We start from the raw sequence: 20,905 nt of genomic DNA on the forward strand, positions 1-20,905 counted from the left end.
TCACATGCGTGCGAGTTTCATATTCAGCGAGGTCCTGAACGGCCTGCGCCGGAACATCACCATGACCATGGCCATGATCATCACCACGGCCATCACCCTCGGCATGTTCGGTGCGGGCCTGCTGGTGGTCCAGATGGCCGACAAGACCCAGGAGATCTTTCTCGATCGGGTGGAGATGCAGATCTTCCTCTCGGATCAGGTGACCGACGCCGACCCGAACTGTCAGAGCGCACCATGCCTGACGCTGCGTGAGCAGATCGAGGCGGCCGACGGCGTCGACTCGGTGCAGTACATCGACCGGGCCGAGGCTTTCCGTGATGCGACGACCAAGACCTTCGCCAACAATCCGGACATCGCCGCGCTGGTCCGCGAGGACACGTTGCCGGCATCGTTCAAGGTCCGGATGGCCGACCCGGACAAGTTCGGGGCCGTGCTCGACGAGTTCCGCGGAGCCGACGGTGTGGACAGCGTCCTCGACCAGCGCGAACTGGTGAGCCGGATCTTCAGTGTGCTCGACGGCGCCCGTAACGCCGCCTTCACCATTGCGCTGGTGCAGGCGATCGCCGCGATCCTGCTGATCGCCAACACGGTGCAGGTGGCCGCCTACACCCGACGCACCGAGGTGGGCATCATGCGGTTGGTCGGTGCCACCCGCTGGTACACCCAGTTGCCGTTCCTGCTCGAGGCGGTGATCGCGACACTGGTGGGTTCACTGCTCGCGATCGGTGGTCTGTTCGCGGCCAAGTCGTTGTTCTTCGACCGGGCGCTCCAGGACCTCTACGGAGTCAACATCCTCGCCAAGATCGGAATCTCGGATGTGGTGTTCGTGGCACCGTGGCTGATCATCATCGGCGTGGTGATGTCGAGCCTCACCGCCTACGCGACGCTGCGCTTCTACGTCCGCGAATAAGGATGCGACACCCCGGCCCCGCGATGTGTATTGTTGCGGGGCCATCGATGACGCCATCGATATCGATGTGACTTCAGACCCGATGATGCAAACCGAGAGTAGGTGACGAGGATGAAGGAAAAGGGCCGCAAGGCAATTGCGACGAACCGTAAGGCGCGGCACAACTACGCCATCCTCGACACATACGAAGCAGGCGTCGCCCTGGTGGGCACCGAGGTCAAGAGCCTGCGCGACGGGAAGGCATCCCTCGCGGACGCCTTCGCCACCGTCGACAACGGGGAAGTGTGGCTCCGCGGGTTGCACATCCCGGAGTACGGCAACGGATCGTGGACCAACCACGCGCCGCGGCGCAGTCGCAAACTGCTCTTGCACCGCAAAGAGATCGACGGCCTGGTCGGCAAGATCCGCGACGGCAATCTGACCCTGGTCCCGCTGTCGATGTATTTCAACGACGGCAAGGTGAAGGTCGAACTGGCCCTGGCCCGCGGCAAGCAGGCCCACGACAAACGTCATGATCTGGCCAAGCGGGACGCCGATCGCGAGATCACCCGGGAACTGGGTCGTCGCGCGAAGGGCATCCGCTAGGCGGAGCCTGCCGAAAGCCAAGCGCGACACAGACTCTCAGCCCGGCGCCGACTCGAATTCCGAACAGGTCTCGCGGTAGGGGATGTCGGGCATCAGGTCTTTCCACTTGTCCTCGGTCATCCCGCCGGCCGTGGCCTGGCAGAGCGCGGTGTCGGCCGTGACCCGGTGCGTCCACCAGCGCAGTGCGCCGTTCTCGCCGGCGCCGGCCAGGTGTTCGCCATCCGGGCTGAACGCGACCTTCCATCGGACGGTCCCCGGAGGTGTCACCGTCCGGCCGATCGCGGTGGGCTTGGTGATGTTGCGCAGGTCCCACATCCGTACGGTCTGGTCGTCGCTGCCCGAGGCGAGCATGGTGCCGGTCGGATCGAAGCTCACCGACCGTACGGTCGAGTCGTGACCGGTCAGCTCGACCGTCACCGACTCGGGGGCGTCCAACTTCCACAGCCGGATGGTCTGGTCGTCGCTACCGGTTGCCGCCCATTTGGAATCAGGGCTGATCGCAACAGAATTGATGGGTCCGCTGTGCCCTGGGTAGACCTGCGACAACGGCCCACCCCGATGCAGGTCCCACAGGTGCAGATTCTTGTCGCTACTCGCCGCGGCCAGGTACCGGCCATCGGGCGAGTACGCCACATCGTTGATCCAGCCCTGTGGTCCGGTGAGCGGCGCCCCGCTCGGGACGGCCTTCGCCGGATCGGCCAGGTTCCAGATCTGTACGCTCTGGTCGTCGAAAGCGGTTACCAGCGATCGGGAGTCGGGGGAGAAGGCAAGCTCGTGGGTGTACCGCGCACGCGTGTCCAATACGCTGCCGCGAGGTTGCGGGGCCGCCGGATCGGAGACGTCCCACAGACGCACCTGGCCGGTGCCGAGGCTTGCGTATGCCAATATGCGGCCATCTCCGGACAGCGCGATGTTCTCGATCTCCTGGGGTCCGGCCGGATCGGCCAAGAGCGCGATCGGGCGTGGACCGGTGCCGTCGGTGGTGTCCCACAGGCGCACGGTGCCGTCGCGTGACCCCGTCGCCATCCGTGATCCGGATGCGTTGAAGGCCGGCTGCGCGACCCTCCCGGTGTGGCCGAGAACCGTTCCGGCGGGCAGGGTCCAGAACCGGATCGCCCCATCCTGGCCGCCGGTGATCAACCGGCCGCCCTCGCCTCCGAACGTGACGGTGGTCAGGCCTCCACTGCTGCCGGTCAGTGGTTGACCGAGGAGCACGGGTCGGGCCGGGTCTGTCAGGCTCCACACCTTGGCGGTTCCGTCCCAGCTGGCCGTCGCGAGCAGTGAGCCGTCGTAGTTGAACTCCATCGACCAGATCGCGGCGGTGTGGGCCTCGGTGGGAGGACCCACGGGTGTGGGGGCCGCACGATCGGCCATCGACCACATCCGAATGGTCTGGTCGTCACTGGCGGTGGCCAGCAGGGATCCGTCGGGGCTGAAACCGACGGCGTGCACGGTGGCGTCGTAGCCGGTCAGTGGTGCTCCGAGCTGCTCCGGCGCCGACGGGTTGGTGGTGTCCCAGACGATCGCGGTCCGGTCGTCGCTGCCGGTGACGAGGGTGTTCCCGTCGGGCGAGAAATCGAGGGTCCGAAGCGCGTCGGTGTGTCCGGCCAGAACCCTTGTCTCGCCGGTCTCCAGATTCCACAGACGGGCGGTGTGGTCGTCGCCGGCGGTGGCGATCCAGCGGGTCACACCGTCGGCCTCGGGGCGCACGGCAATCTGATAGACGGCACCGATATGGCCGGTGAGGGGCGTGTCCGAGCGCAGGTGGGAATTGACCGGGTCGCTGACGTCCCAGACCTGGACAGCGCCGCTGCCGTCGCCGGAGAACAGGGTGTTGCCGTCGGTGGAGTACTCGACGCTGGTGACCCACGACTGGTGGCCGGAGAGCGGTTGGCCCATCGCGGCGGGTAGCCCGGTGCCGTTTTCCTTCCACAGGCGGATGGTGCGGTCGTAGCTTGCGGTCGCGACCAGATTGCGATTGTTGATCGCGACGTCGTAGACGGCTCCCTCGTGGCCGTCGACGACGGTTGCCAGTGCGGACGTCTGCGTTCCCATCAGCAAGGCATTCGGGCGTGGATCGTCGGGGCGTTGTTCGGCTGCGGCCAGGGACAGACGAGCCGACGCGGTGGGGTCGACCGATTGCGACAGGGCGGCCTGCGCCAGCAATGCGTTGAACTGGGCGTCGGATCGATCCGCGTCGGCATCGCGTTGCTGCCGCACCGCGACAAGTGCCGCCGTCGCCGTTGTCAGCAGCAGTAGCACCAGGAGCAGGACCAGTCCACGCCGGATTCGCGCGCCCCGGCGGTGAAATGCGCGTGCCGTATTGAGGAACTCGGAAGTGGTCGGCGAGACGGGACTGCGAGAGTTCTTCTGCCAGTCTCTGGCTGCGGCCAGTCGGGCGCCGCTGTAGAGCAGTGATCGCTCGTGGTCGTGGGCTCGCCATTCGCGGGCGTCCGCATCCACACGTTGTCTGCGGAGGACGTCTTCGCGGTCGTCGTCGAGCCACTGCGACAAGCGCGGCCACGCCTCGATGACGGCTTCGTGGGCGAGCGTGGTCCCGTGTTCGTCGTGGCTGACGATGCGCGCCTGCCCGAGTGCGTCGAGAATCGCCGGAGCCTCGGGATGGCGGTTGCGCAGCTCGAGGGTCGGAACGTGGCGCCGGGTTCCGCGTCCGTCCTCCCCGATGTGGATCATGTGCAGCAGCAGGTCACGGGCGACGTCGCGTTGTGTGTCGGTGAACTGCGACCAGCGGTCTTCGGCACTGAGCATGATCGCGCCGTGGACCCCGCCGGTTTCCCGGTATCCGGCGATCGTGAGGGTATTGCCGGTCCGGGCTTCCCAGGTGCGGTTCAGCGCATGGGCCAGCAGGGGGAGCACACCCGGATCCGACGGGACCGCCGTCGGGCGCCGGGATGTCACACCGAGGTCGGACAAGATGACATCGACCAGACCGTCGGCGACCGACAGTCCAACCGCGGTGGCCGGACCGACGATGGCCGAGGTCAGCGCCGCTCGGGACATCCGGCTCAACACCATCTGGTTGTGCACCAGGGACTCGGTGAGAGTCGGCAGTTCGACGCACTGCTGGTAGAAGTCCGAACGCACCGCGACAACCACGCCCGCGAAGCCGTCCGGCGCGCCGAGTTCATCGCAGAGCTCGGTCAGCATGGAGATGAACATCGAGCGCTCGACGTCGTCGCAGGTGGTGAAGATCTCCTCGAACTGGTCGACGACGAGTACCCGTGGATTGCCGGCGCTCGTGGAACCGAGTGCTTCGGTGAGCGCCTGGGTGGGGCGCGAGCCCGGAGTCATGGATACGACGGTGTAGTCGGCGCCGATCGCGACGGCGAAGCCGGCCTGCAGGAGCGACGACTTGCCCGAACCCGAGGCCCCGACCACAAACGTCAGCCGCCGGGAACCGAGATTGCCGGTGAATCGCTCGACGAGTGTCGAGATCGCCTTGGCTCTGCCGAAGTAGAAGTCGGCATCCCCGTCAGACAGGGGAGTGAGTCCGGGGAACGGGCAGACGTTCAGGCGCTCGGAGTCGGGTTTGGCGGCCGGTTTCGGACGCGTCTGGCTGCTTTTTTCCGCGATGGCCGGCGAGGTCAACGCCTGATTCCACAGGTTCTGCCATTCGACCATGGAGTACAGGCCGCGGGCCGGCGGTTCCGGACGACGTCGACGGGCCGCGGCGATCAGGACGCGGAGTGTGGCCGCAAGCCCTTCGAACTTGGCGGGAACATTGCGTCCGGTTCGCCAATCAGACAGCCGTTGGGGTGATACGGAGCCGGCGCGCGGGGAGTCGCCGGTGAGCAGTGACATCGAGGCGCGGGACGCGAGTGATTTGAGCGCCGGCGATCCGGCGGTCTCGTGCAGCAATCGGAAGCGTGCAGCGAATTCCAGGCGAGCATCGCGGGTGGGCGTGCCCTGTGTTGCGTCGTCCAACCCGTTACTGCCGATCTATAGAAGCGCTAAACGACTGTTCAAGAAACCAACTACTTGCACAACCGAAAGAGATGTAGGTCACATGATTCCCTGGGGTCGTCCGGGAACGTGTCTTTTGCTCAGGATCCGGACCGGACAGGGATTCATGTGCCCTGAACTGTACATAACGGGTCCGGAGAGTTTCCACAGGAGTCCCACGGCGGTTTCACATAAAGGATTCAGTCTGCTAGCCAAGTCGGGATCTGGCCGTGGGTCCGGTCATCACCGAATTGGGGGCAACTCACAAGTCCCAAGCGCACTGTCCACATGGACGTGAGCCTCAACAGGAGCATTCGAACAATGACCCGAAAAAGTTCTAGGGCCGGGGGTGGTGCTGCGGTCCTGATGGATCGACGGCGCCGTCGATGGCGCCCCGCAGTGGCGATGGTGTTCGCTTCTGTTGCGGCGACCATGACATTGGGTGTGGTGCCGGCACTCGTTCAGTCGAACGTGTCGGCACAAACGATCAGCGATTGCCCGGACCTCCACGTGGTGGCGGTCCCGGGAACGCTGGATTCGAGCGTGAATCGGAATCCTCACGATCAGAGCGGCATTCTCGCGCCGGTGATCGCGGATGCCGAGCAGGGTGCGCCTGCCGGGTCGATGCAGACGACCTATGTGGCGTATCCCGCAGACTTCGGCTACACGTCGGCAGGCACGCCGTACGCGCAGTCGGTAGATGCGGGTGTGGCGGCGACGGAAGCTCAGATCGCCCAGATTCAGCAGGAATGTGGATCTGACACCGAAATTGCGATCGTCGGTTACAGCCAGGGTGCGGACATCGCCAATCGCGTGGCGGTGGACATCGGTTCGGGCCACGGGCCGGTGCCGGCATCTCGGGTGCGTGGCGTCTATTTGATCTCCGACCCCAACCGGACCGTGGGTGCGGACCTCGTACCCGGTGCGCCGGGGTTGGCGGCACCACTGAACGGTGCGCGGACCTTGGCGGCGAGCTCGGACGCGGCTCTCGGTGGCGGAATCGGATCGGGAGATGATGCCCAATTCGGTGCGTTGACCGGACGCGTTGTGTCGCTGTGCGCGACCGGTGACTTCGCCTGTGCGATTCCGGAGAATGCGCAGGTGGTTCGGATTGGTGCCAATGTGGCCGAACAGGTCCACATCGACACGACCGATCCGGAGCAGATCGCGACGGATGTCGGAACAGTTGCTCTGCGCTCGGCGTTGCTGACCGGACTTCACGTGGTGACGACGCCGCATTGGATGCTGTCCTCGGAGACGCTGGGCGATGTGGTCGCAACGACGACCGATCCGAACTACACGGTGCCGGACTACACGGATCCGCTGCTCTTGCTGCAGTCCGGATACGGTGTGGCGACATTTGCGCTGGAGTTCCCGAACGCCTGGGAAGCGAAAGTGCAGCAGGAGCTGGTTCTCGGTATCGGTAACAACGTCGGGGTGCTCACCATGGCGGCGTACCCGGAGTACTGGTACCCGTGGCAGTCGCATGGAAGCTACTTCACCAATCGTGACCAGACGGGACGCACCGGCACGAATTACGTGAGTTCGTGGCTCCGGGAGTCTGCCGAGAGCAGCACGCAGTCGGGAAGTGTCGAAGCGGTTGCGGAACCGGAAGTTGTGACATCGTCGGTTTCTGACCCGCTGGCGAACGATGTGACAACCGGGGTTGCGGTCGCCGATGCGGGCGCGACGGTTGTCCGGCAGTTGCCGACTGTTGTCGATGCACTCACCGACGTGGCCAACAACGCCGCTGCGGGTACGCAGGTCGAGACCCAGGTCGCTGATGTGACCGAGGTGATCGATCAAGGTGCGGCAGCGGTGGAGCAGGTGTTCGAGGCCGTCGATCAAACGGTTGCTCAGGTTGAGCAGGCTCTCGAGCCGATTCAGCCGGTCATCGACACTGTCGAACAGGTGGCTGACACCGTCGGGAATGTTGGCGACCTGGTCAACGCGACCCAGCAGGGAACCGCTGGGCTGGTACAGATCGGCGACGCGTTGTCGCAGTTCGGTACTGCTCCGGTCATCAACTGAAAGTAGAGATCCACCGAGGTTCTCGATGAACTCGGACAAGGGCCTCATCTTCGCCGCAGCCGGCGAGGGTGAGGCCCTTTTCGTTGTCCGTGACCCGGTGGCTCGCTGTGCCCCCGCCGGTAAAGGGAATGACAAGGGCGGCAACCTTGTTACAATGATTTGTCCGCCGCATCCAGTGGCGGGCACCTGCCACAGTGTCACCCAAACGGGGCTGAACGGTTTCGACTTGGTTTGTTGAGGTAGGGGAAGCGTGTCGGTGCAGGCTAGAGACCACCGTAAGCGTCGTAGCAACCAATTAAGCGCCGACAAAAATCAGCGCGACTACGCCCTCGCTGCCTAAGCGAAGGCTGGTCTGTCGGCCCGGGTGTGCTTCCGCCCCGGGTACCGGCATCATTCAGGAAGCTCACCACTGCGGTCGGTCGCGGACCGCGGTGGGACATCCAACAGCGACTGGGATCGTCATCTCGGCTTGTTTGCGTGACCGAGAGATCCGAGTAGAGACTTAGCGAACTGCACACGGAGAAGCCCTACTGACACGGCGAAGGACCCGGGTTCAATTCCCGGCAGCTCCACCGTCTATCGCAGAAACGGGGAGAGAACCCAAAAAGGTTCTCTCCCCGTTTTTGTGTTCGGGGCTCGAATCGAACAGTGGATTGGACAACGATGACTCAGGTTCCGAACATCACGCTCAACAACGGAAACACCATCCCGCAACTCGGGTTCGGTGTCTTCCAGATCAATCCCGCAGACACGGCGGCCGCTGTGCGGTCCGCCCTTGAGGTCGGTTACCGGCACTTCGACACCGCCGAGATGTACGGCAACGAAAAAGAGGTCGGCGAAGGTATCCGTGAGTCGGGTGTCCCGCGCGACGAGATATTCGTGACCAGCAAGCTGAACAACACGTTCCACGAGCCTGATGCGGCCCGTGAGGCGTTCGCAACGACGCTGTCGGATCTCGGGCTGGACCACATCGACCTGTTCCTCATCCACTGGCCGTTGCCGACCCGGTATGGCGGCGACTTCGTGTCGACATGGGAGACCCTGATCGACTTTGCGAAAGACGGTCGAGCGAGCGCGGTCGGCGTGTCCAACTTCACCGAGGATCATCTCGAACGGCTGGCCGCCGAGACGTCCCTGGTACCCGCTGTGAACCAGGTCGAGATCCACCCGTACTTCGCCAACAATTCGCTACGGAAGTACAACAGTGATCACGGCATCGTGACGCAGGCGTGGTCCCCGATTGCGCAAGGCGACGTTCTCGGTGAACCCGCGATCGCCGGGATCGCCGCGCGGGTCGGCAAATCGCCGGCGCAGGTGGTGTTGCGTTGGCACATCCAGCGCGGTGACGTCATCTTCCCGAAGTCGGTGACCCCGAAACGCGTGCAAGAGAACTTCGCGATCTTCGACTTCGAACTCGACAACGACGCGATGAGCGCGATCGACGCGCTCGACAAGGGTGAAGCCGGTCGCCGGAGCCCCCACCCGGACGTCTTCGACTGGGTGGGTTGAGTTCGGCCGCGAACTCAGCGAAAGCTGCGGACGAATCGAACGGCGGTTGATTGCCACGTCCACAGGTGGTCGAGCAGTGCGTGCCCACCACCCTCGATGGCGACGAACTCGGCGTCGACTCCGCGCTCACGGAGTTCTCTGATGCCCTTGGCGGTGCGCCTGGCGTAGGTGCGGGTGTCGGCGGTGCCGTGGAGGGCGAGGACCCTGGCGTCGTCGTTGATGTGGCGCCAGTCTGCGTGCTGCCACCAGGGGGCGAGGGCGAGTACCCCGGCGACCCGTTTGTCCGCAGCCAGCTGGGCGGCGACCCGTCCCCCCATGGAGTGTCCGATCACGATCACCGGGACGTCGGGGTGGGCCTCGAGGAGTTCGGTGAGAGCGGCCTGCGCGCAGGGCATCGGGCTGTTCTGCTCCCCGTTCCAGCCGTAGACCCGGTACTGGGCCTGGCGCACAACCACTCCGGGTAACGCCGCGAGTGACAACGTGAACGGGTACATACGCAGCGCTGCCGGTTGGGTCCGACTGAACGGCTTGTACGACTGGTCGGTTCCGCCGGGTAGCACGAGGACGGATGCGGTCGGTGCCGTGCGGCCGATCAGCACGTGCTCGGTGCGGGCGCACCCGAGAGTCGGTCGTTGATGTACGCCAACGCGAACGGCACGCCCGTTGCGATGGTGGAGCCGTGGTCGCCCGGCAGGATGATCGTCTGGACCCGGGTGCCCTGCCTGCACCAGTTGGCTGCAGTGGCGAGCACACGCGAGGTGGGTGTCAGCTGGTCGTCGGCACCTTGGTAGAGCAGCACCGGGATCTGCGGGGCGCCGGGGTACATCTGCACGCTGTTCCGGTTGAGGGCGGCGGTACTGGCCGGATCTTCCGACAGACGCCCGCCGGTGACGACGTCGGACGTCTTGAGGTTGGCCCCGGCGTCGATGATCTGTTGCGTGCAGTCGTTGCGGATCTGGTCGGCCAATGCGACACCCCGGGCGTTCAGTTGCTCGGACAGCACCAGTTCGGTCGGGTATTCGCGTTCCAGGCCGACCGATGCGGCGAAGCCCAGTCCGAACAGCGGGTTGCCGGTGTTGCCGAGGGTTCGGGCGATGGCCTCGAGGTTGACGGGGGTTCCTCCGGCTGAGAGCCCGACGAGGTTCAGCTCGGGGGCATAGCTCGGTTCGAGCACCGCAGCGTAGGCGCTGGCCATTGCGCCACCGGAGTATCCGGCCAGAACGGTGGGGGTGTTGCCGACCCGGAAGCCCGGGCTGGACTGCACCGCGCGGATGGAGTCGAGCGTGATGGTGCCTCCGAGCCTCGCGGCGCCGTACGCACTGGTGGGGCCGAGATGATCGGGCACGTTGACCGCTACACCGCGGGCGAGGGCCAGTCCGATCAGCTGTTGTTCTTGCAGGCCGCCGGAGAACAGCTGGTGCGACGGCGCGCACTGCAGACCGAGCGAGTTGGTGAACGGTTGGTAAGACAGCAGGTCGTGGCGGCCCCCACCGTCGGGGACGAGGACGGTGGTCACCGCGGCGATCGGGTCACCGGCAGAGTTGGTGCTGCGGAACTGGATCTTCTGGGCGGTGGATCCGGGAAACGGGCTGGCCAGGTTCTGCACCTTGAGGACCTGGCCATTGGCCGCCGAGCCCAGATCGCCGGGTGCGGCATAGAACGGATCGCTGTTGGGTGCGGGCATGAAGGGTGCGGCACCGGCCGGGACCGCAGTGAATCCGACGACCGTGGCGGTGGTGAGCGCAACGGCGGCAACACCTCCGAGGAATCGCCGGCCGAGCAGTTTTCGAACACGCATGATGTTCCCTCCGTCCCCCAACCGAGGTTTTGCCGTCCCTGGTTGTGGAGCGCGGCATTTCTACGGCCGAGTGTATCCCGCTCGCCCGACCACCAAAGGCGATCGGTGGCAGAATTCAGGGCGTCCAGTCGAAGTCGCCAGGACGCAGCCGCCGGTTCGCCGGACTGCTGCAGCACAACCGGAAGGAAGAACCAATGGCTCATCCGCGTGCGGGAACCGTGGCATTGCCGGAAGATCTGATCGATGTGTCGGCTGTGATCGATGCCTACTATTCCGGCAAACCTGATCCCGAAAATCCTTCGCAGCAAGTCGTTTTCGGTACTTCTGGTCATCGCGGTTCGAGCCTGGACAACGCATTCAACGAAGATCACATCGTGGCGACCACGCAGGCCATCGTCGAATACCGGGCCGGTGCGGGTATCACCGGACCGCTGTTCATCGCCCGCGACACGCACGCACTCTCGCTGCCCGCATGGCAGACCGCGATCGAGGTGCTCGTCGCGAACGACGTCCGTGTCCTGGTCGACAACAAGGACCGATTCACCCCGACTCCGGCCTTGAGTCACGCGATCTTGACCCACAACAAGGGCAGTGGCGCGAAGGCCGACGGTATCGTTGTCACCCCGTCGCACAATCCACCTCGCGACGGCGGCTTCAAATACAACCCACCCAACGGCGGTCCCGCTGATACCGACATCACGTCGCTGGTCGCCGCCCGTGCCAACGAACTCCTCCGCGGGGGGCTGTCGGGTGTGAAACGGATCGCCTTCGAGAGTGCGCAGAAGTCCGAGTTTTACGGGACCTACGACTACGGGGCCGGATACGTCGATGACCTGGCGTCGGTGGTCAACATGGAGGCGATCCGGTCGGCAGGTATCCGCATCGGCGCCGATCCCCTCGGGGGCGCCTCGGTCGGGTACTGGGGCGAGATCGGTGAGCGTTATACGCTGCGGAACCTGACCGTGGTCAATCCGACTGTGGATCCGGCATTTTCGTTCATGACCCTCGATACCGACGGCAAGATCCGGATGGACTGCAGTTCGCCGAATGCCATGGCGTCGCTGATCGGGGCCCGCGATGAGTACGACATCGCCACCGGCAACGACGCCGACGCCGACCGGCACGGCATCGTGACACCCGATGGTGGCCTGATGAATCCGAATCACTTTCTGGCCGTGGCCATCGACTACCTGTTCACACACCGGGACGGGTGGTCGCCGAGTGCGGCGGTGGGCAAGACCCTGGTGTCGTCGTCGATGATCGACCGGGTGGTTGCCGGCATCGGCCGGACGCTGATCGAGGTGCCGGTCGGATTCAAATGGTTCGTGCCTGGATTGCTCGACGGCTCGGTCGGTTTCGGCGGTGAGGAGAGCGCGGGCGCGTCCTTCTTGCGGACCGATGGAACCGTCTGGACCACCGACAAAGACGGCATCATCTTGGCTCTGCTGGCCTCGGAAATCCTGGCCGTGACCGGGAAGACGCCGTCACAACGCTACGCCGAACTTGCAGAGCGGCATGGTGGTTCGCCCTCCTATGCTCGTATTGATGCGCCGGCGGGACGCGAACAGAAGGCCGTGCTGGCAAAGTTGTCGGCGGATCAGGTCACCGCCACCGAACTCGTCGGTGAAAAGATCACCGCGATCCTGACCGAGGCGCCGGGCAACGGGGCGAAGATCGGTGGATTGAAGGTCACCACCGAGAACGCGTGGTTCGCCGCGAGGCCGTCGGGTACCGAGGACGTCTATAAGATCTACGCCGAATCATTCAACGGGCCAGAGCATTTGGCGCAGGTGCAGGCCCAGGCGCAAGAACTCGTCGACGGTGTTCTCGGCTGACCCGGTGACCGCACGTCATCCCGACGCCGGGACGCCGATCAGGTAGCCGACGAGATAGGTCGCGCCGGCGGCGATCACGCCGAAGGCGAGTTGCCGTAGCGCGCCTTTCCAGATCGGCTGGTCGGTGAACTGTGCGGCAGCGGCGCCGGCCAGGAGCAGTCCCAGCCCGCCGACCACGAGGGCGGCGGGCAGCGACTCGAATCCGAGTAGGTAGGTGATCAGTGGGATCACCGCGCCGACCGCGAACATCGCGAACGAGGAGAGGGCCGCGACCATCGGCGACGGCTGATCCTGGGGGTCGACCCCGAGTTCGTGGGTCAGGTGCAGATTCACGGCGCGGTCGGTGTCACGGTGGATTTCGGTGGCGGCGGCGGTCGCTGTTTCCTCGCACATCCCCATCTCGACAAAAGTCTCGATCAATTCGTGGAGTTCTGCGTCGGGGTGCCTGGTCAATTCGCGCCGTTCGACCACGACCTCGGCGTCGACCTGCTCGTTCTGTGTGGTCACGGACGTGTACTCGCCCAGTGCCATCGAGAATGCGCCGGCCACCAGGCCTGACATGCCGCTGAGGATGATCGTGTGGCCGGAGGCCCCTGCTGCGCCGACACCGGCGACCAGGCTGATGTTGGTGACCAGTCCGTCCATCGCGCCGAATGTCGCAGCACGCAGGCGTCCGCCGGAGACGTCGGCGTGGGTGTGACTGGCCTCGTTGCTGCCGGATCGGGGCGGATGTGGTGGTTCATCCGACGGTATGCGCTGAGACACCTCGCGATGGTATCCCGCAGCCCCGGGGCGCTTCTGCTCAGATTGTTCTCAGGCGTGGCTCGTTACCCTTATTACGACGCGTGTAGGTCGCACGAGGTCTCAATCGGTGTGAATTGGTTTCGGTGAGGACACAGTGAGCAACAAGAAGAAACAGCCGGTATCAAAGGCATCTGGCGGCAAGTATCAGCCCCGCGCACAGTCGAGCGTGACGACGTACGTCCTTGCCGGACTGGCCGTGGTTGTCCTCGCCGCTGTGGTGATCGGTGGAATCCTTTGGAACAGCAACAGTGACAAGGGAACTGCGGACACCAATGTTCTGGCCACCACCGCTGTTTTCACCGCAGGTAGCGCTTCGGCGCCCACCACCATCGACATGTTCGAGGACTTCCAGTGTCCGGCCTGCCGCAACCTCGAGGAGACCTCGGGAGCTGCGCTGACCGATGCGGCGAATAGCGGCCAGCTCCAGATCCGCTATCACATGCTGAATTTCCTGGACAAGCGCTCGGGTTCGGGTGATTACAGTTCACGGGCCGCCGGCGCGATGAAGTGTGTGGCCACCACCGAAGACCAGACCATCCAGATGGCGTACCACTCGCTCCTTTTCAAAGAACAGCCCGCGGAAGGTGACGTCGACCACGACAACCAGGCCTTGGCGGCCTTCGCCAAGGATGTCGGCGCCAGTGAGGCGACACAGCAGTGCATCGCTGATGGCGCTGAGGTGGCGGCTGCGCAGCAACTCGCGGAGCAGTCACAGGCAGAGCTGTCCACAGCTCTCGGTGGACAGGTAGGAACGCCCAGCGTGCTTGAAGACGGTAAGCAGGTCGAGGTGACCAGCGGACCCGAGTGGGTTGCCGCGCTCATCGCACCCGACCAGAGCTGACGGTCGGGTCCCAACCGGGTCCCACCAACGAGCGGATTTGGTCGCGCTGACGCTGATGGTGTAATTTCGGTCGAGCAAGCAGAGCGGAGAAATAAGCCGCGAAGCTTGTGAAAACCGAATACGGGGCTATGGCGCAGCTGGTAGCGCACCACACTGGCAGTGTGGGGGTCAGGGGTTCGAATCCCCTTAGCTCCACCGAAAAAGAGCAGGTCAGACCAATGTCTGACCTGCTCTTTTGTTATGTGGCCAGGGGTGGCCGAGTCAGTCCCGAGGGCAGTCAGGTGATGCGCTCGTCCAAATGGATCGTGACGTTGTCGCCGACGGCCTTGCCCAGGATCCGAAGCAGATCCTTTTTGATCGGGAGTTTGTGTGTCCCGTCGCCGAGTGCCATGAACGATGTTCGGAACGGGTGTCCTTCGACGGTTCCGCGTACCTTGACCAGGCCTCGGGTGCCGAAGTATTCGGCCGATCCGGGCATCACGACGTAGGTCCATCCACCCTTGTTCGGGCTTTTCTGAAGGCGAGCAGTGAACTGCTTGTCCAGGGGCGTGGCCGCCTCGCTTGCGCACATGATCTTCTCCCGTCCGGTCCGGTTTCGACACTATGACGTGTGACGCGTCGAGGTCGCCGGGGCCGCCGCCTCCCTGGTCGACCTACCGCCAACTCAGTCGCGCTCTCATCACGTGCGACGAATATCCGAACCTGACGTCGGAGGTGCGACAGACTTAGTTTTACCCATTCGTCACCGCGTCTGGTGGCGATCCGACCAAGGAGGCCCCTGGTGAGTGACCACGACGTGCGGATGATCGTCCTGTCGACCGACAACCTCGAGGAATCGATCAAGTTCTACAGCGAGACACTCGGGATGGCACTGAAGTTTCGCGACGGCGCCCACTTCGCAGCCCTCGATGGCGGCTCGATCACGCTGGCGCTGGCGACCGCTGTGGATCATCCGATCCACGGCCAGGTTGTCGTCGGTATCAAGACCGCCGATGTCGACGCCGCGGCACGAGCCGTTGAGGCCAGCGGTGGTGGCATCGTCAAGGGCCCATACGACGACGCCCACGAACGCCGCGCCGTTGTCTACGACAACAAGGGCAACGGCCTGGTCTTCTACAGTCCGCTCGCCCGGGACTAGCAGGTTCCGGAGGTTCTCGCGATCGCGATCTGCGTTTGCGCGTTCGCCCGATCGGACATCACCCGATTGCCATACTGGGTCGATGATTGATGTAGGACAATGACCGTTCTGGCCGACGCCCGGGCGGCAATGTCGCGCGACGATTGGACTGCCGCGCTGGCTCTGCTCGCGGACGACAACTCTGTTGAGGCCGCTGAGGTACGGGCGGTCGCCCACTACGGCAAGGGAGAGTTCGAAGTTGCTGTCGCGGAATGGGAATCGCTCTACGACCGGCACCGAGAAGCAAACGACCACCCGGCCGCGGCCTGGGCAGCGGCGAATGTCGCGCTCTATCTTCTGGTCGACACCGGTCTGATGGCACCGGTCCGCGGCTGGGTGGCGCGTGCCGACCGTGAACTTCAGGACGTCGGGGAGGTGCCGGCGCACGCGTTGCTCGCGATGGTCCGGACGTATGAGCGCTTCATGTCTGGTGACCCGGACGGGGCGCACCGACAGGCGCTTCGGTCGATGGAACTCGGTGCTCGGCTGAATGTTCCGCCGGCGGTCATGCTCGGGCAGGTCGCGACCGCACGATTGCTCATCGCCGACGGCGATGTGGAGCAAGGCCTCGCCGCGCTCGACGATGCTGCGCTTCGGCTGATGTCCGGCGCCGTCGACCACTTCACCACGGGCATGCTCTACTGCGAACTGGTCTGCGCCGCCCAGGGATTGCTCGCATACGATCGGGCCCGCGAATGGACCGATGTCATGGAGCATTGGCGTCACGGCCGCGCGTATGGAGGCATTCACGGGCGGTGCCGGGTGCATCGGGCCGAACTGCTGCGAGTCAGCGGGCCAGGTGTCGAAGCCGAACTCGAGGCGCTAAAGGCCTGCGATGAACTCAGGCCGTGGATGCGTCGTGAATTCGGTTGGCCCCTGGTGGAACTCGGCAACATCAGACTCCGGCTCGGTGATCTTCCGGGTGCGGAGGACGCTTACATGCAGGCATACCGTCGGGCCTGGCCGCCATTGCCAGGTATCGCGTTGCTGCGAAAGGATCAGGGCGACCTCGAGTCTGCAGCGGAACTCATCGCGGGTGCGGTGGACAATCCGCCGGATCTGCCGTGGAAGGAGCGGCCGCCGTTCGGCGACCTGCGTCTGGCGCCCTTGCTCGATGCCCAGTCGGAGATCGCGTTCGCGAATGGCGACGCGGCGACTGCCGTGCAATCTGCCTCCCGGTTGCGCGACATCGCAGCGCGATTTGCAAGTTCCGGCCTCGCCGCATGTGCTGCACTGGCCACCGCCAGGGCCCATCTGCTGGCCGGCGACGCCTCGTTCGCCATCGGCGACGCGTCCGCGGCGGTGGTTCATTGGTGTGAACTGGACGCTCCCTATGAGGCTGCCGTTGCCCGAGTGGTTCTGGGGTCGGCCTACGCCGCAACCGGCGACACCGCGAGAAGCCGTCTGGACTGGCAGGCCGCCCACGCAGAGTTCGTGTCGTTCGGTGCGGTGAAACGGGCCGCAGAGGTGATCGCTCTGCTCAACGGAGAATCCGCGCTCCCACGGCAGGCGTCGCTGGCCGCGACGATGGTGTGGACCGGTGGCCACTGGCATTTCGCATTCCGAGACGCCGAGATCGTGTTGGGCAATCTCAGAGGCCTGCAATATCTGGCCGCGTTGCTGTCGCGGCCAGGGCATGAGTTCAGGGCGATGGACCTGTGCGGTGGTCACGACGTCGGCGATCCGATACCGATCCTCGACCAGCGAGCACGGTACGCATATCGGCGTCGACTCGACGAGGTCGACCAGGACATCGCCGAGGCGAAGGCCAACAACGACCTCGCCCGCGCTGAACTGGCGCGGCGCGACCGTGAGTTTCTGCTCGAAGAGCTGAACGGTGCCGTCGGACTGGGTGGGCGGCTACGGGAAACAGGAGGCGCGGCCGAGCGGGCACGGACCAGCGTCACCAGATCGCTGCGGTACGCACTCGACCGCCTCACCGACCATGACGAGGTGTTGGGGACGCACCTGAAGAGGACCGTCCGGACGGGAAGCTGCTGTAGCTACATGCCCGATACGGTGGCCCCGATCAGCTGGACAGTGACTCGCTGAAGCCTGCGGTCGAATTACTGCGTTGCGTCCGCAAGTTTGGTGAGCATGTGGTCCATCACGGCACCGTGCTCGACCTGCGGACTGAACATGACCACTTCTGAATCCTGCGCCACCCGTACCGAGTGCCCGGGGGGCCAGTAGTACAGGTCGCCCTCAATACACGTCTCGGTGGTGCCGTCGCTGAAGCTGACAACCACTTCGCCCGAGATCATGTAGCCCCAGTGAGGCGCATGGCAGGCGTCGTTGTCCAGCCCCTGCAGCAGTGGTGCGATGTCGGTGCCGGCTCCAAGGCTGAAATACTCCGCACCGATTGCGCCGGCGGTCGTGACCCCGAAGTCGGGCAACTGACGAGCCTTTGCTCCCGGCACGTCGATTTTTACCGGGATCTCATTCTTGGTGATATGCATCGAATTACTCCTGACGATATGGTTGATGACCTTCATTGAAAGAGGCGTGACAACGCGTTGTCACAATGCGACAACGCTGTGTTCTCATTGGGTGCGGATGCCCAGGACTGCCAATGTTCCACAGACACCGCATATTTCGGAGGCACGCTAACGACTGGGATCTGTACTCCACCAGGTGCCGAACCGATTTCGAGCCATTGTTCCTGGCGTTGTAATCCGTATGATTAGGGCCGTGCCGGAAACCTCATACGCGCCCTGCGGCGATCTGAGTCTGGCGTACCAGGTGTTCGGCGCCGGGCCCGTCGACCTGGTCTTTGTCGGGCCTTTCGTCAGCCATATCGAGCTGTTCTGGACGATGCCCGAGTTCAAGGCTTTCTTCGACCAGCTCGGCACGTTCTGTCGGGTCCTTATGTTCGACAAGGCCGGAGTCGGGCTTTCGGATCCGGTGGCGAAGGTTCGCACGCTGGATGACCGGGTGGCCGAGATCGAGGCCGTCATGGACGCCGCCGGCTTCGGAAAGGCCTCCGTCTTCGGTATGAGCGAGGGTGGCACGGCCTCGATCGTGTTTGCGGCGAAACGACCGGAGCGAACACAAGCACTGATCGTCTATGGCGCCTACCCGTTCATGGCCATCGATTGGGAGGACTGTGATCGCGACCCGGTCGATCTGCGCAAACGTCTCGTAGCTGACGCCGGTGAGGATTTGTCCGGGACCGGTGCGGATTACGTGCCGTCGACCGAGCAGCTCGCCGGCCTCGTGGAAATGGGACGCGCTATCCGCTCGGCGTGGGGCACCGGTGCTGCAGCCAGGTGCATGTTCCCGTCAGTTCGGTCGATACGCCAGCTCGCAATGTTCGAGCGGATGAGCGCAAGCCCCGGAATGGTCCGGGCGACGGCCGAATCGGTGTTTCGTCTCGACATTCGGCCCATCCTGTCGACGATCACCGTGCCAACCCTGGTCAGTCATGCCCGCGACGACTGCATGCCGGTGCAATGCGGCCGCTACCTCGCCGACCATATTCCCGGTGCGCGGTGGCTAGAGGTCGAAGGCGTGGACCACGCGCCCTGGATCACAAGTCCCGACAGGATCCTGACCGCGATCGAGGAGTTCCTCACTGGTGGCCATGCCGCGCCGGCCCAGTCGCATCGCGCCCTGCGCACGGTGTTGTTCACCGACATGGTCGCCTCAACGCGACAGGCCGCGGCAGCGGGTGACGAGCGGTGGCGGGCGGTGCTGGCGCGCTTTGGTGAGATCGCCGCCGATGTCACGCAACGATTCGGCGGCACGCTGGTCAAGAGCACTGGAGACGGGCACCTTGCCACGTTCGACGGTCCGACGCAGGCCATCCGATGTGCCGAGGCATTGCGTTCTGACGCCGAGACGCTGGGCATCGAGATCCGCGCCGGCATCCACACCGGCGAGTGCGAACTGCTTGACAACGACATCGGCGGAATCGCCGTACACATCGCGGCGCGGATTCTCGGCCAAGCCGGGGCCGGGGACATCGTCGTCTCAGGAACGGTCCGTGATCTGGTCGTCGGCTCGGGCACGGGCTTCGAGGACCGCGGCAGCGTCGAGTTGCGCGGTGTGCCCGGCATGTGGCAACTCCTGGCGGTCGATCGGCACAGTGCGCGGGCGGGTTCGGCCGAGGCCGCACTGGTGTCCACGCCGACCCCGGGCCCGCGCGCCACGATGCGCCGAACAGACCGCGCAGTGGGGCTGGTGGCGAGGCGGACACCATGGATCCTTCGCGGGATGGCCCGCCTCGCCCCGAACGCCAGCAGAACCTGAACTCGCCGAAGTCAGGGCGATCGCCATGACGTCGCCTGGCGGCTGCGGAGATGATCCTCGTGGATCGGTAACGCTTTTCTTCCAAGGCTTTTCGCGGTTCAGGATGGCGATTCGCGCACCGCCGGGTGCGTATCGCCGGTAGGTTGACCTTCGGCGTCGAGCGACTGCCGTGGTCGACCCGGTGGAAAGGATTTTGGTGAGCACCGATTTCGAGTTGTCCTGTGGATTGCCCCCGGGACCAGATTTCGCCGATCTTGCGGTGCTGGCCGAGCAACTCGGTTATCGACGGGTCTGGATCTTCGGTTCCGCATCGCTGTGGGAGGACCCGTTCGTCCACCTCGCGTTGGCCGCCACCCGAACCACGCGGATCGGTCTCGGGACTGCCGTGCTGATACCGGGGGAACGTTCGGCCGTCGCGGAGGCTTCGGCGATCGCTACGATCGCACGACTCTCCGGTGGCCGCTTCCGCGCGGGTTTCGGGACCGGCTACACCGCGCGCTTGACGGTTGGTCGTCCTCCGGTGTCGCATGACGAGCTCTTCGAGCACGTCGCCGCGGTGCGCGGGCTGCTCGCCGGGGAAACGGTGCAGCTCCGGGGCAAGGCGGTCAAGATGCTGCATTGGCCCGGGTTGGCGGCGCCGCGACCGGTCGACGTACCCATCTGGCTCAGTGTCCTGGGTCCACGGGGAATGCGGCGGGCAGCCGAAGTCGCCGATGGAACCATCGGACCGGTTCACTCGACGCTACCCACAGCGACGATGGTGTCCGGGACAGTGCTCGAACCCGGAGGATCCACGATCACCTCGGGTGCTGGAGGCGGTCGGCCCATGGCGCGTCGTGCAGTGGCACGGCGCCTACGCCTACGGCGGAGCCGCCGCCGTCGACCGGCTGCCCGGTGGTAAGGCCTGGCGCCTGGACCTGGAATCACGGGCGCGCGAAGGCGAGCAGCATCTGTTGACCTTCGACGGTCACGCCACCCACCTCACCGAGCGCGACCGACCGCTGCTGCAATCTCCCGATTCGAGTGGCCCGCTCGGCAACGAGATCGTCGGGGACCACGCCGCGGTGCGGAGCAAGTTCGAGGAGCTCGCGGACGCCGGTTACCGCGAAGTGATGTACAACCCGAGTGGGCCGGACGTGGCCAGGGAACTCCGTGCGTTCGCCGCCGCAGCCCGCACGACTCCAGCCAGTTAGCGAGGAAA

Annotated in this window: 17 protein-coding genes, 1 tRNA gene and 1 other RNA gene; 13 read left to right on the forward strand and 6 right to left on the reverse strand. The window is 64.8% G+C overall.

Going from position 1 to position 20,905, the window contains the following annotated elements; genetic code table 11:
- Positions 1-4: 4 nt before the first annotated feature.
- On the forward strand, positions 5-910 hold the full coding sequence (gene ftsX, locus H290_RS0124735; RefSeq protein ID WP_020109541.1) for a permease-like cell division protein FtsX: 906 nt from the start codon (positions 5-7) through the stop codon (positions 908-910).
- Positions 911-1,021: 111 nt separating this feature from the next.
- Positions 1,022-1,495, forward strand: coding sequence for an SsrA-binding protein SmpB (smpB, locus tag H290_RS0124740; protein ID WP_020109542.1), 474 nt, complete (start codon positions 1,022-1,024; stop codon positions 1,493-1,495).
- A gap of 36 nt (positions 1,496-1,531) precedes the next feature.
- Here smpB and H290_RS0124745 read toward each other — a convergent pair whose 3' ends face one another.
- Entirely contained in the window at positions 1,532-5,440 is a 3,909-nt protein-coding gene (locus H290_RS0124745; protein WP_020109543.1) for a hypothetical protein, read from the reverse strand.
- Positions 5,441-5,779: 339 nt separating this feature from the next.
- On the opposite strand from H290_RS0124745, the gene H290_RS30405 reads away from it, so the two are divergent.
- From H290_RS30405 to H290_RS0124760, 3 genes are all read left to right on the forward strand, one after another.
- Positions 5,780-7,489 (forward strand): cutinase family protein, encoded by a 1,710-nt coding sequence (locus tag H290_RS30405; RefSeq protein ID WP_196809623.1) that lies wholly within the window; start codon positions 5,780-5,782, stop codon positions 7,487-7,489.
- A 207-nt stretch (positions 7,490-7,696) separates the two neighbouring features.
- Positions 7,697-8,064: a transfer-messenger RNA gene (gene ssrA / locus H290_RS30955) on the forward strand.
- 88 nt (positions 8,065-8,152) lie between these two features.
- The gene (locus tag H290_RS0124760; RefSeq protein ID WP_020109546.1) at positions 8,153-8,998 is read left to right on the forward strand and encodes an aldo/keto reductase; all 846 of its coding nucleotides are present in this window, start codon (positions 8,153-8,155) and stop codon (positions 8,996-8,998) included.
- Positions 8,999-9,012: 14 nt separating this feature from the next.
- On the opposite strand, the gene H290_RS0124765 is transcribed toward H290_RS0124760, so the two are convergent.
- Together H290_RS0124765 and H290_RS0124770 are read right to left on the reverse strand one after the other, a co-directional pair.
- Positions 9,013-9,597 (reverse strand): alpha/beta fold hydrolase, encoded by a 585-nt coding sequence (locus H290_RS0124765; protein WP_020109547.1) that lies wholly within the window; start codon positions 9,595-9,597, stop codon positions 9,013-9,015.
- Entirely contained in the window at positions 9,591-10,796 is a 1,206-nt protein-coding gene (locus H290_RS0124770; protein WP_020109548.1) for a lipase family protein, read from the reverse strand. The genes H290_RS0124765 and H290_RS0124770 overlap by 7 nt, the downstream gene beginning before the upstream one ends.
- A 194-nt stretch (positions 10,797-10,990) precedes the next feature.
- Here H290_RS0124770 and pgm point away from each other — a divergent pair, with 194 nt between their 5' ends.
- Positions 10,991-12,631 carry a phosphoglucomutase (alpha-D-glucose-1,6-bisphosphate-dependent) gene (gene pgm, locus H290_RS0124775; protein WP_020109549.1) on the forward strand — a complete coding sequence of 547 codons (1,641 nt, stop codon included), beginning with the start codon at positions 10,991-10,993 and terminating at the stop codon, positions 12,629-12,631.
- A 15-nt stretch (positions 12,632-12,646) separates the two neighbouring features.
- On the opposite strand, the gene H290_RS0124780 is transcribed toward pgm, so the two are convergent.
- On the reverse strand, positions 12,647-13,396 hold the full coding sequence (locus H290_RS0124780) for a VIT1/CCC1 transporter family protein (RefSeq protein ID WP_020109550.1): 750 nt from the start codon (positions 13,394-13,396) through the stop codon (positions 12,647-12,649).
- Between the two features lie 133 nt (positions 13,397-13,529).
- Between H290_RS0124780 and H290_RS0124785 the strand changes: the two genes are divergently transcribed.
- Together H290_RS0124785 and H290_RS0124790 are read left to right on the forward strand one after the other, a co-directional pair.
- A complete protein-coding gene (locus tag H290_RS0124785; protein WP_020109551.1) occupies positions 13,530-14,276 on the forward strand; it encodes a thioredoxin domain-containing protein in 747 nt (248 codons plus the stop codon).
- Between the two features lie 122 nt (positions 14,277-14,398).
- Positions 14,399-14,471 (forward strand) — tRNA-Ala (locus H290_RS0124790).
- 82 nt (positions 14,472-14,553) lie between these two features.
- Here the strand turns inward: H290_RS0124790 and H290_RS0124795 are convergent.
- Positions 14,554-14,847, reverse strand: a complete 294-nt coding sequence (locus tag H290_RS0124795) for a DUF1905 domain-containing protein (protein ID WP_020109552.1) — start codon at positions 14,845-14,847, stop codon at positions 14,554-14,556.
- 210 nt (positions 14,848-15,057) lie between these two features.
- On the opposite strand from H290_RS0124795, the gene H290_RS0124800 reads away from it, so the two are divergent.
- Both H290_RS0124800 and H290_RS0124805 read left to right on the forward strand, forming a co-directional pair.
- Entirely contained in the window at positions 15,058-15,414 is a 357-nt protein-coding gene (locus H290_RS0124800) for a VOC family protein (RefSeq protein WP_020109553.1), read from the forward strand.
- A gap of 99 nt (positions 15,415-15,513) precedes the next feature.
- Positions 15,514-17,505, forward strand: coding sequence for a hypothetical protein (locus H290_RS0124805; protein ID WP_020109554.1), 1,992 nt, complete (start codon positions 15,514-15,516; stop codon positions 17,503-17,505).
- Between the two features lie 14 nt (positions 17,506-17,519).
- Here the strand turns inward: H290_RS0124805 and H290_RS0124810 are convergent, their stop codons facing one another.
- Positions 17,520-17,912, reverse strand: coding sequence for a hypothetical protein (locus H290_RS0124810; protein ID WP_028463671.1), 393 nt, complete (start codon positions 17,910-17,912; stop codon positions 17,520-17,522).
- Positions 17,913-18,144: 232 nt separating this feature from the next.
- On the opposite strand from H290_RS0124810, the gene H290_RS0124815 reads away from it, so the two are divergent.
- From H290_RS0124815 to H290_RS31540, 3 genes are all read left to right on the forward strand, one after another.
- A complete protein-coding gene (locus H290_RS0124815; RefSeq protein WP_020109556.1) occupies positions 18,145-19,704 on the forward strand; it encodes an adenylate/guanylate cyclase domain-containing protein in 1,560 nt (519 codons plus the stop codon).
- Positions 19,705-19,900: 196 nt separating this feature from the next.
- Positions 19,901-20,605, forward strand: a complete 705-nt coding sequence (locus H290_RS29660; protein ID WP_196809624.1) for an LLM class flavin-dependent oxidoreductase — start codon at positions 19,901-19,903, stop codon at positions 20,603-20,605.
- Positions 20,541-20,897, forward strand: coding sequence for a hypothetical protein (locus H290_RS31540; RefSeq protein ID WP_196809625.1), 357 nt, complete (start codon positions 20,541-20,543; stop codon positions 20,895-20,897). The genes H290_RS29660 and H290_RS31540 overlap by 65 nt, the downstream gene beginning before the upstream one ends.
- The last annotated feature ends 8 nt before the right edge of the window (positions 20,898-20,905 follow it).

The sequence above is a fragment of the Nocardia sp. 348MFTsu5.1 genome, assembly GCF_000383535.1.
Classification (GTDB): Bacteria; Actinomycetota; Actinomycetes; order Mycobacteriales; family Mycobacteriaceae; genus Williamsia; species Williamsia faeni.

Coding starts and splice junctions, on each gene's coding strand:
- H290_RS0124805 (WP_020109554.1), top strand. CDS start 15,514: ATGACCGTTCTGGCCGACGCCCGGGCGGCAATGTCGCGCGACGATTGG.
- H290_RS30405 (WP_196809623.1), top strand. CDS start 5,780: ATGACCCGAAAAAGTTCTAGGGCCGGGGGTGGTGCTGCGGTCCTGATG.
- smpB (WP_020109542.1), top strand. CDS start 1,022: ATGAAGGAAAAGGGCCGCAAGGCAATTGCGACGAACCGTAAGGCGCGG.
- H290_RS0124760 (WP_020109546.1), top strand. CDS start 8,153: ATGACTCAGGTTCCGAACATCACGCTCAACAACGGAAACACCATCCCG.
- H290_RS0124810 (WP_028463671.1), bottom strand. CDS start 17,912: ATGCATATCACCAAGAATGAGATCCCGGTAAAAATCGACGTGCCGGGA.
- H290_RS0124770 (WP_020109548.1), bottom strand. CDS start 10,796: ATGCGTGTTCGAAAACTGCTCGGCCGGCGATTCCTCGGAGGTGTTGCC.
- H290_RS0124795 (WP_020109552.1), bottom strand. CDS start 14,847: ATGTGCGCAAGCGAGGCGGCCACGCCCCTGGACAAGCAGTTCACTGCT.
- ftsX (WP_020109541.1), top strand. CDS start 5: ATGCGTGCGAGTTTCATATTCAGCGAGGTCCTGAACGGCCTGCGCCGG.
- pgm (WP_020109549.1), top strand. CDS start 10,991: ATGGCTCATCCGCGTGCGGGAACCGTGGCATTGCCGGAAGATCTGATC.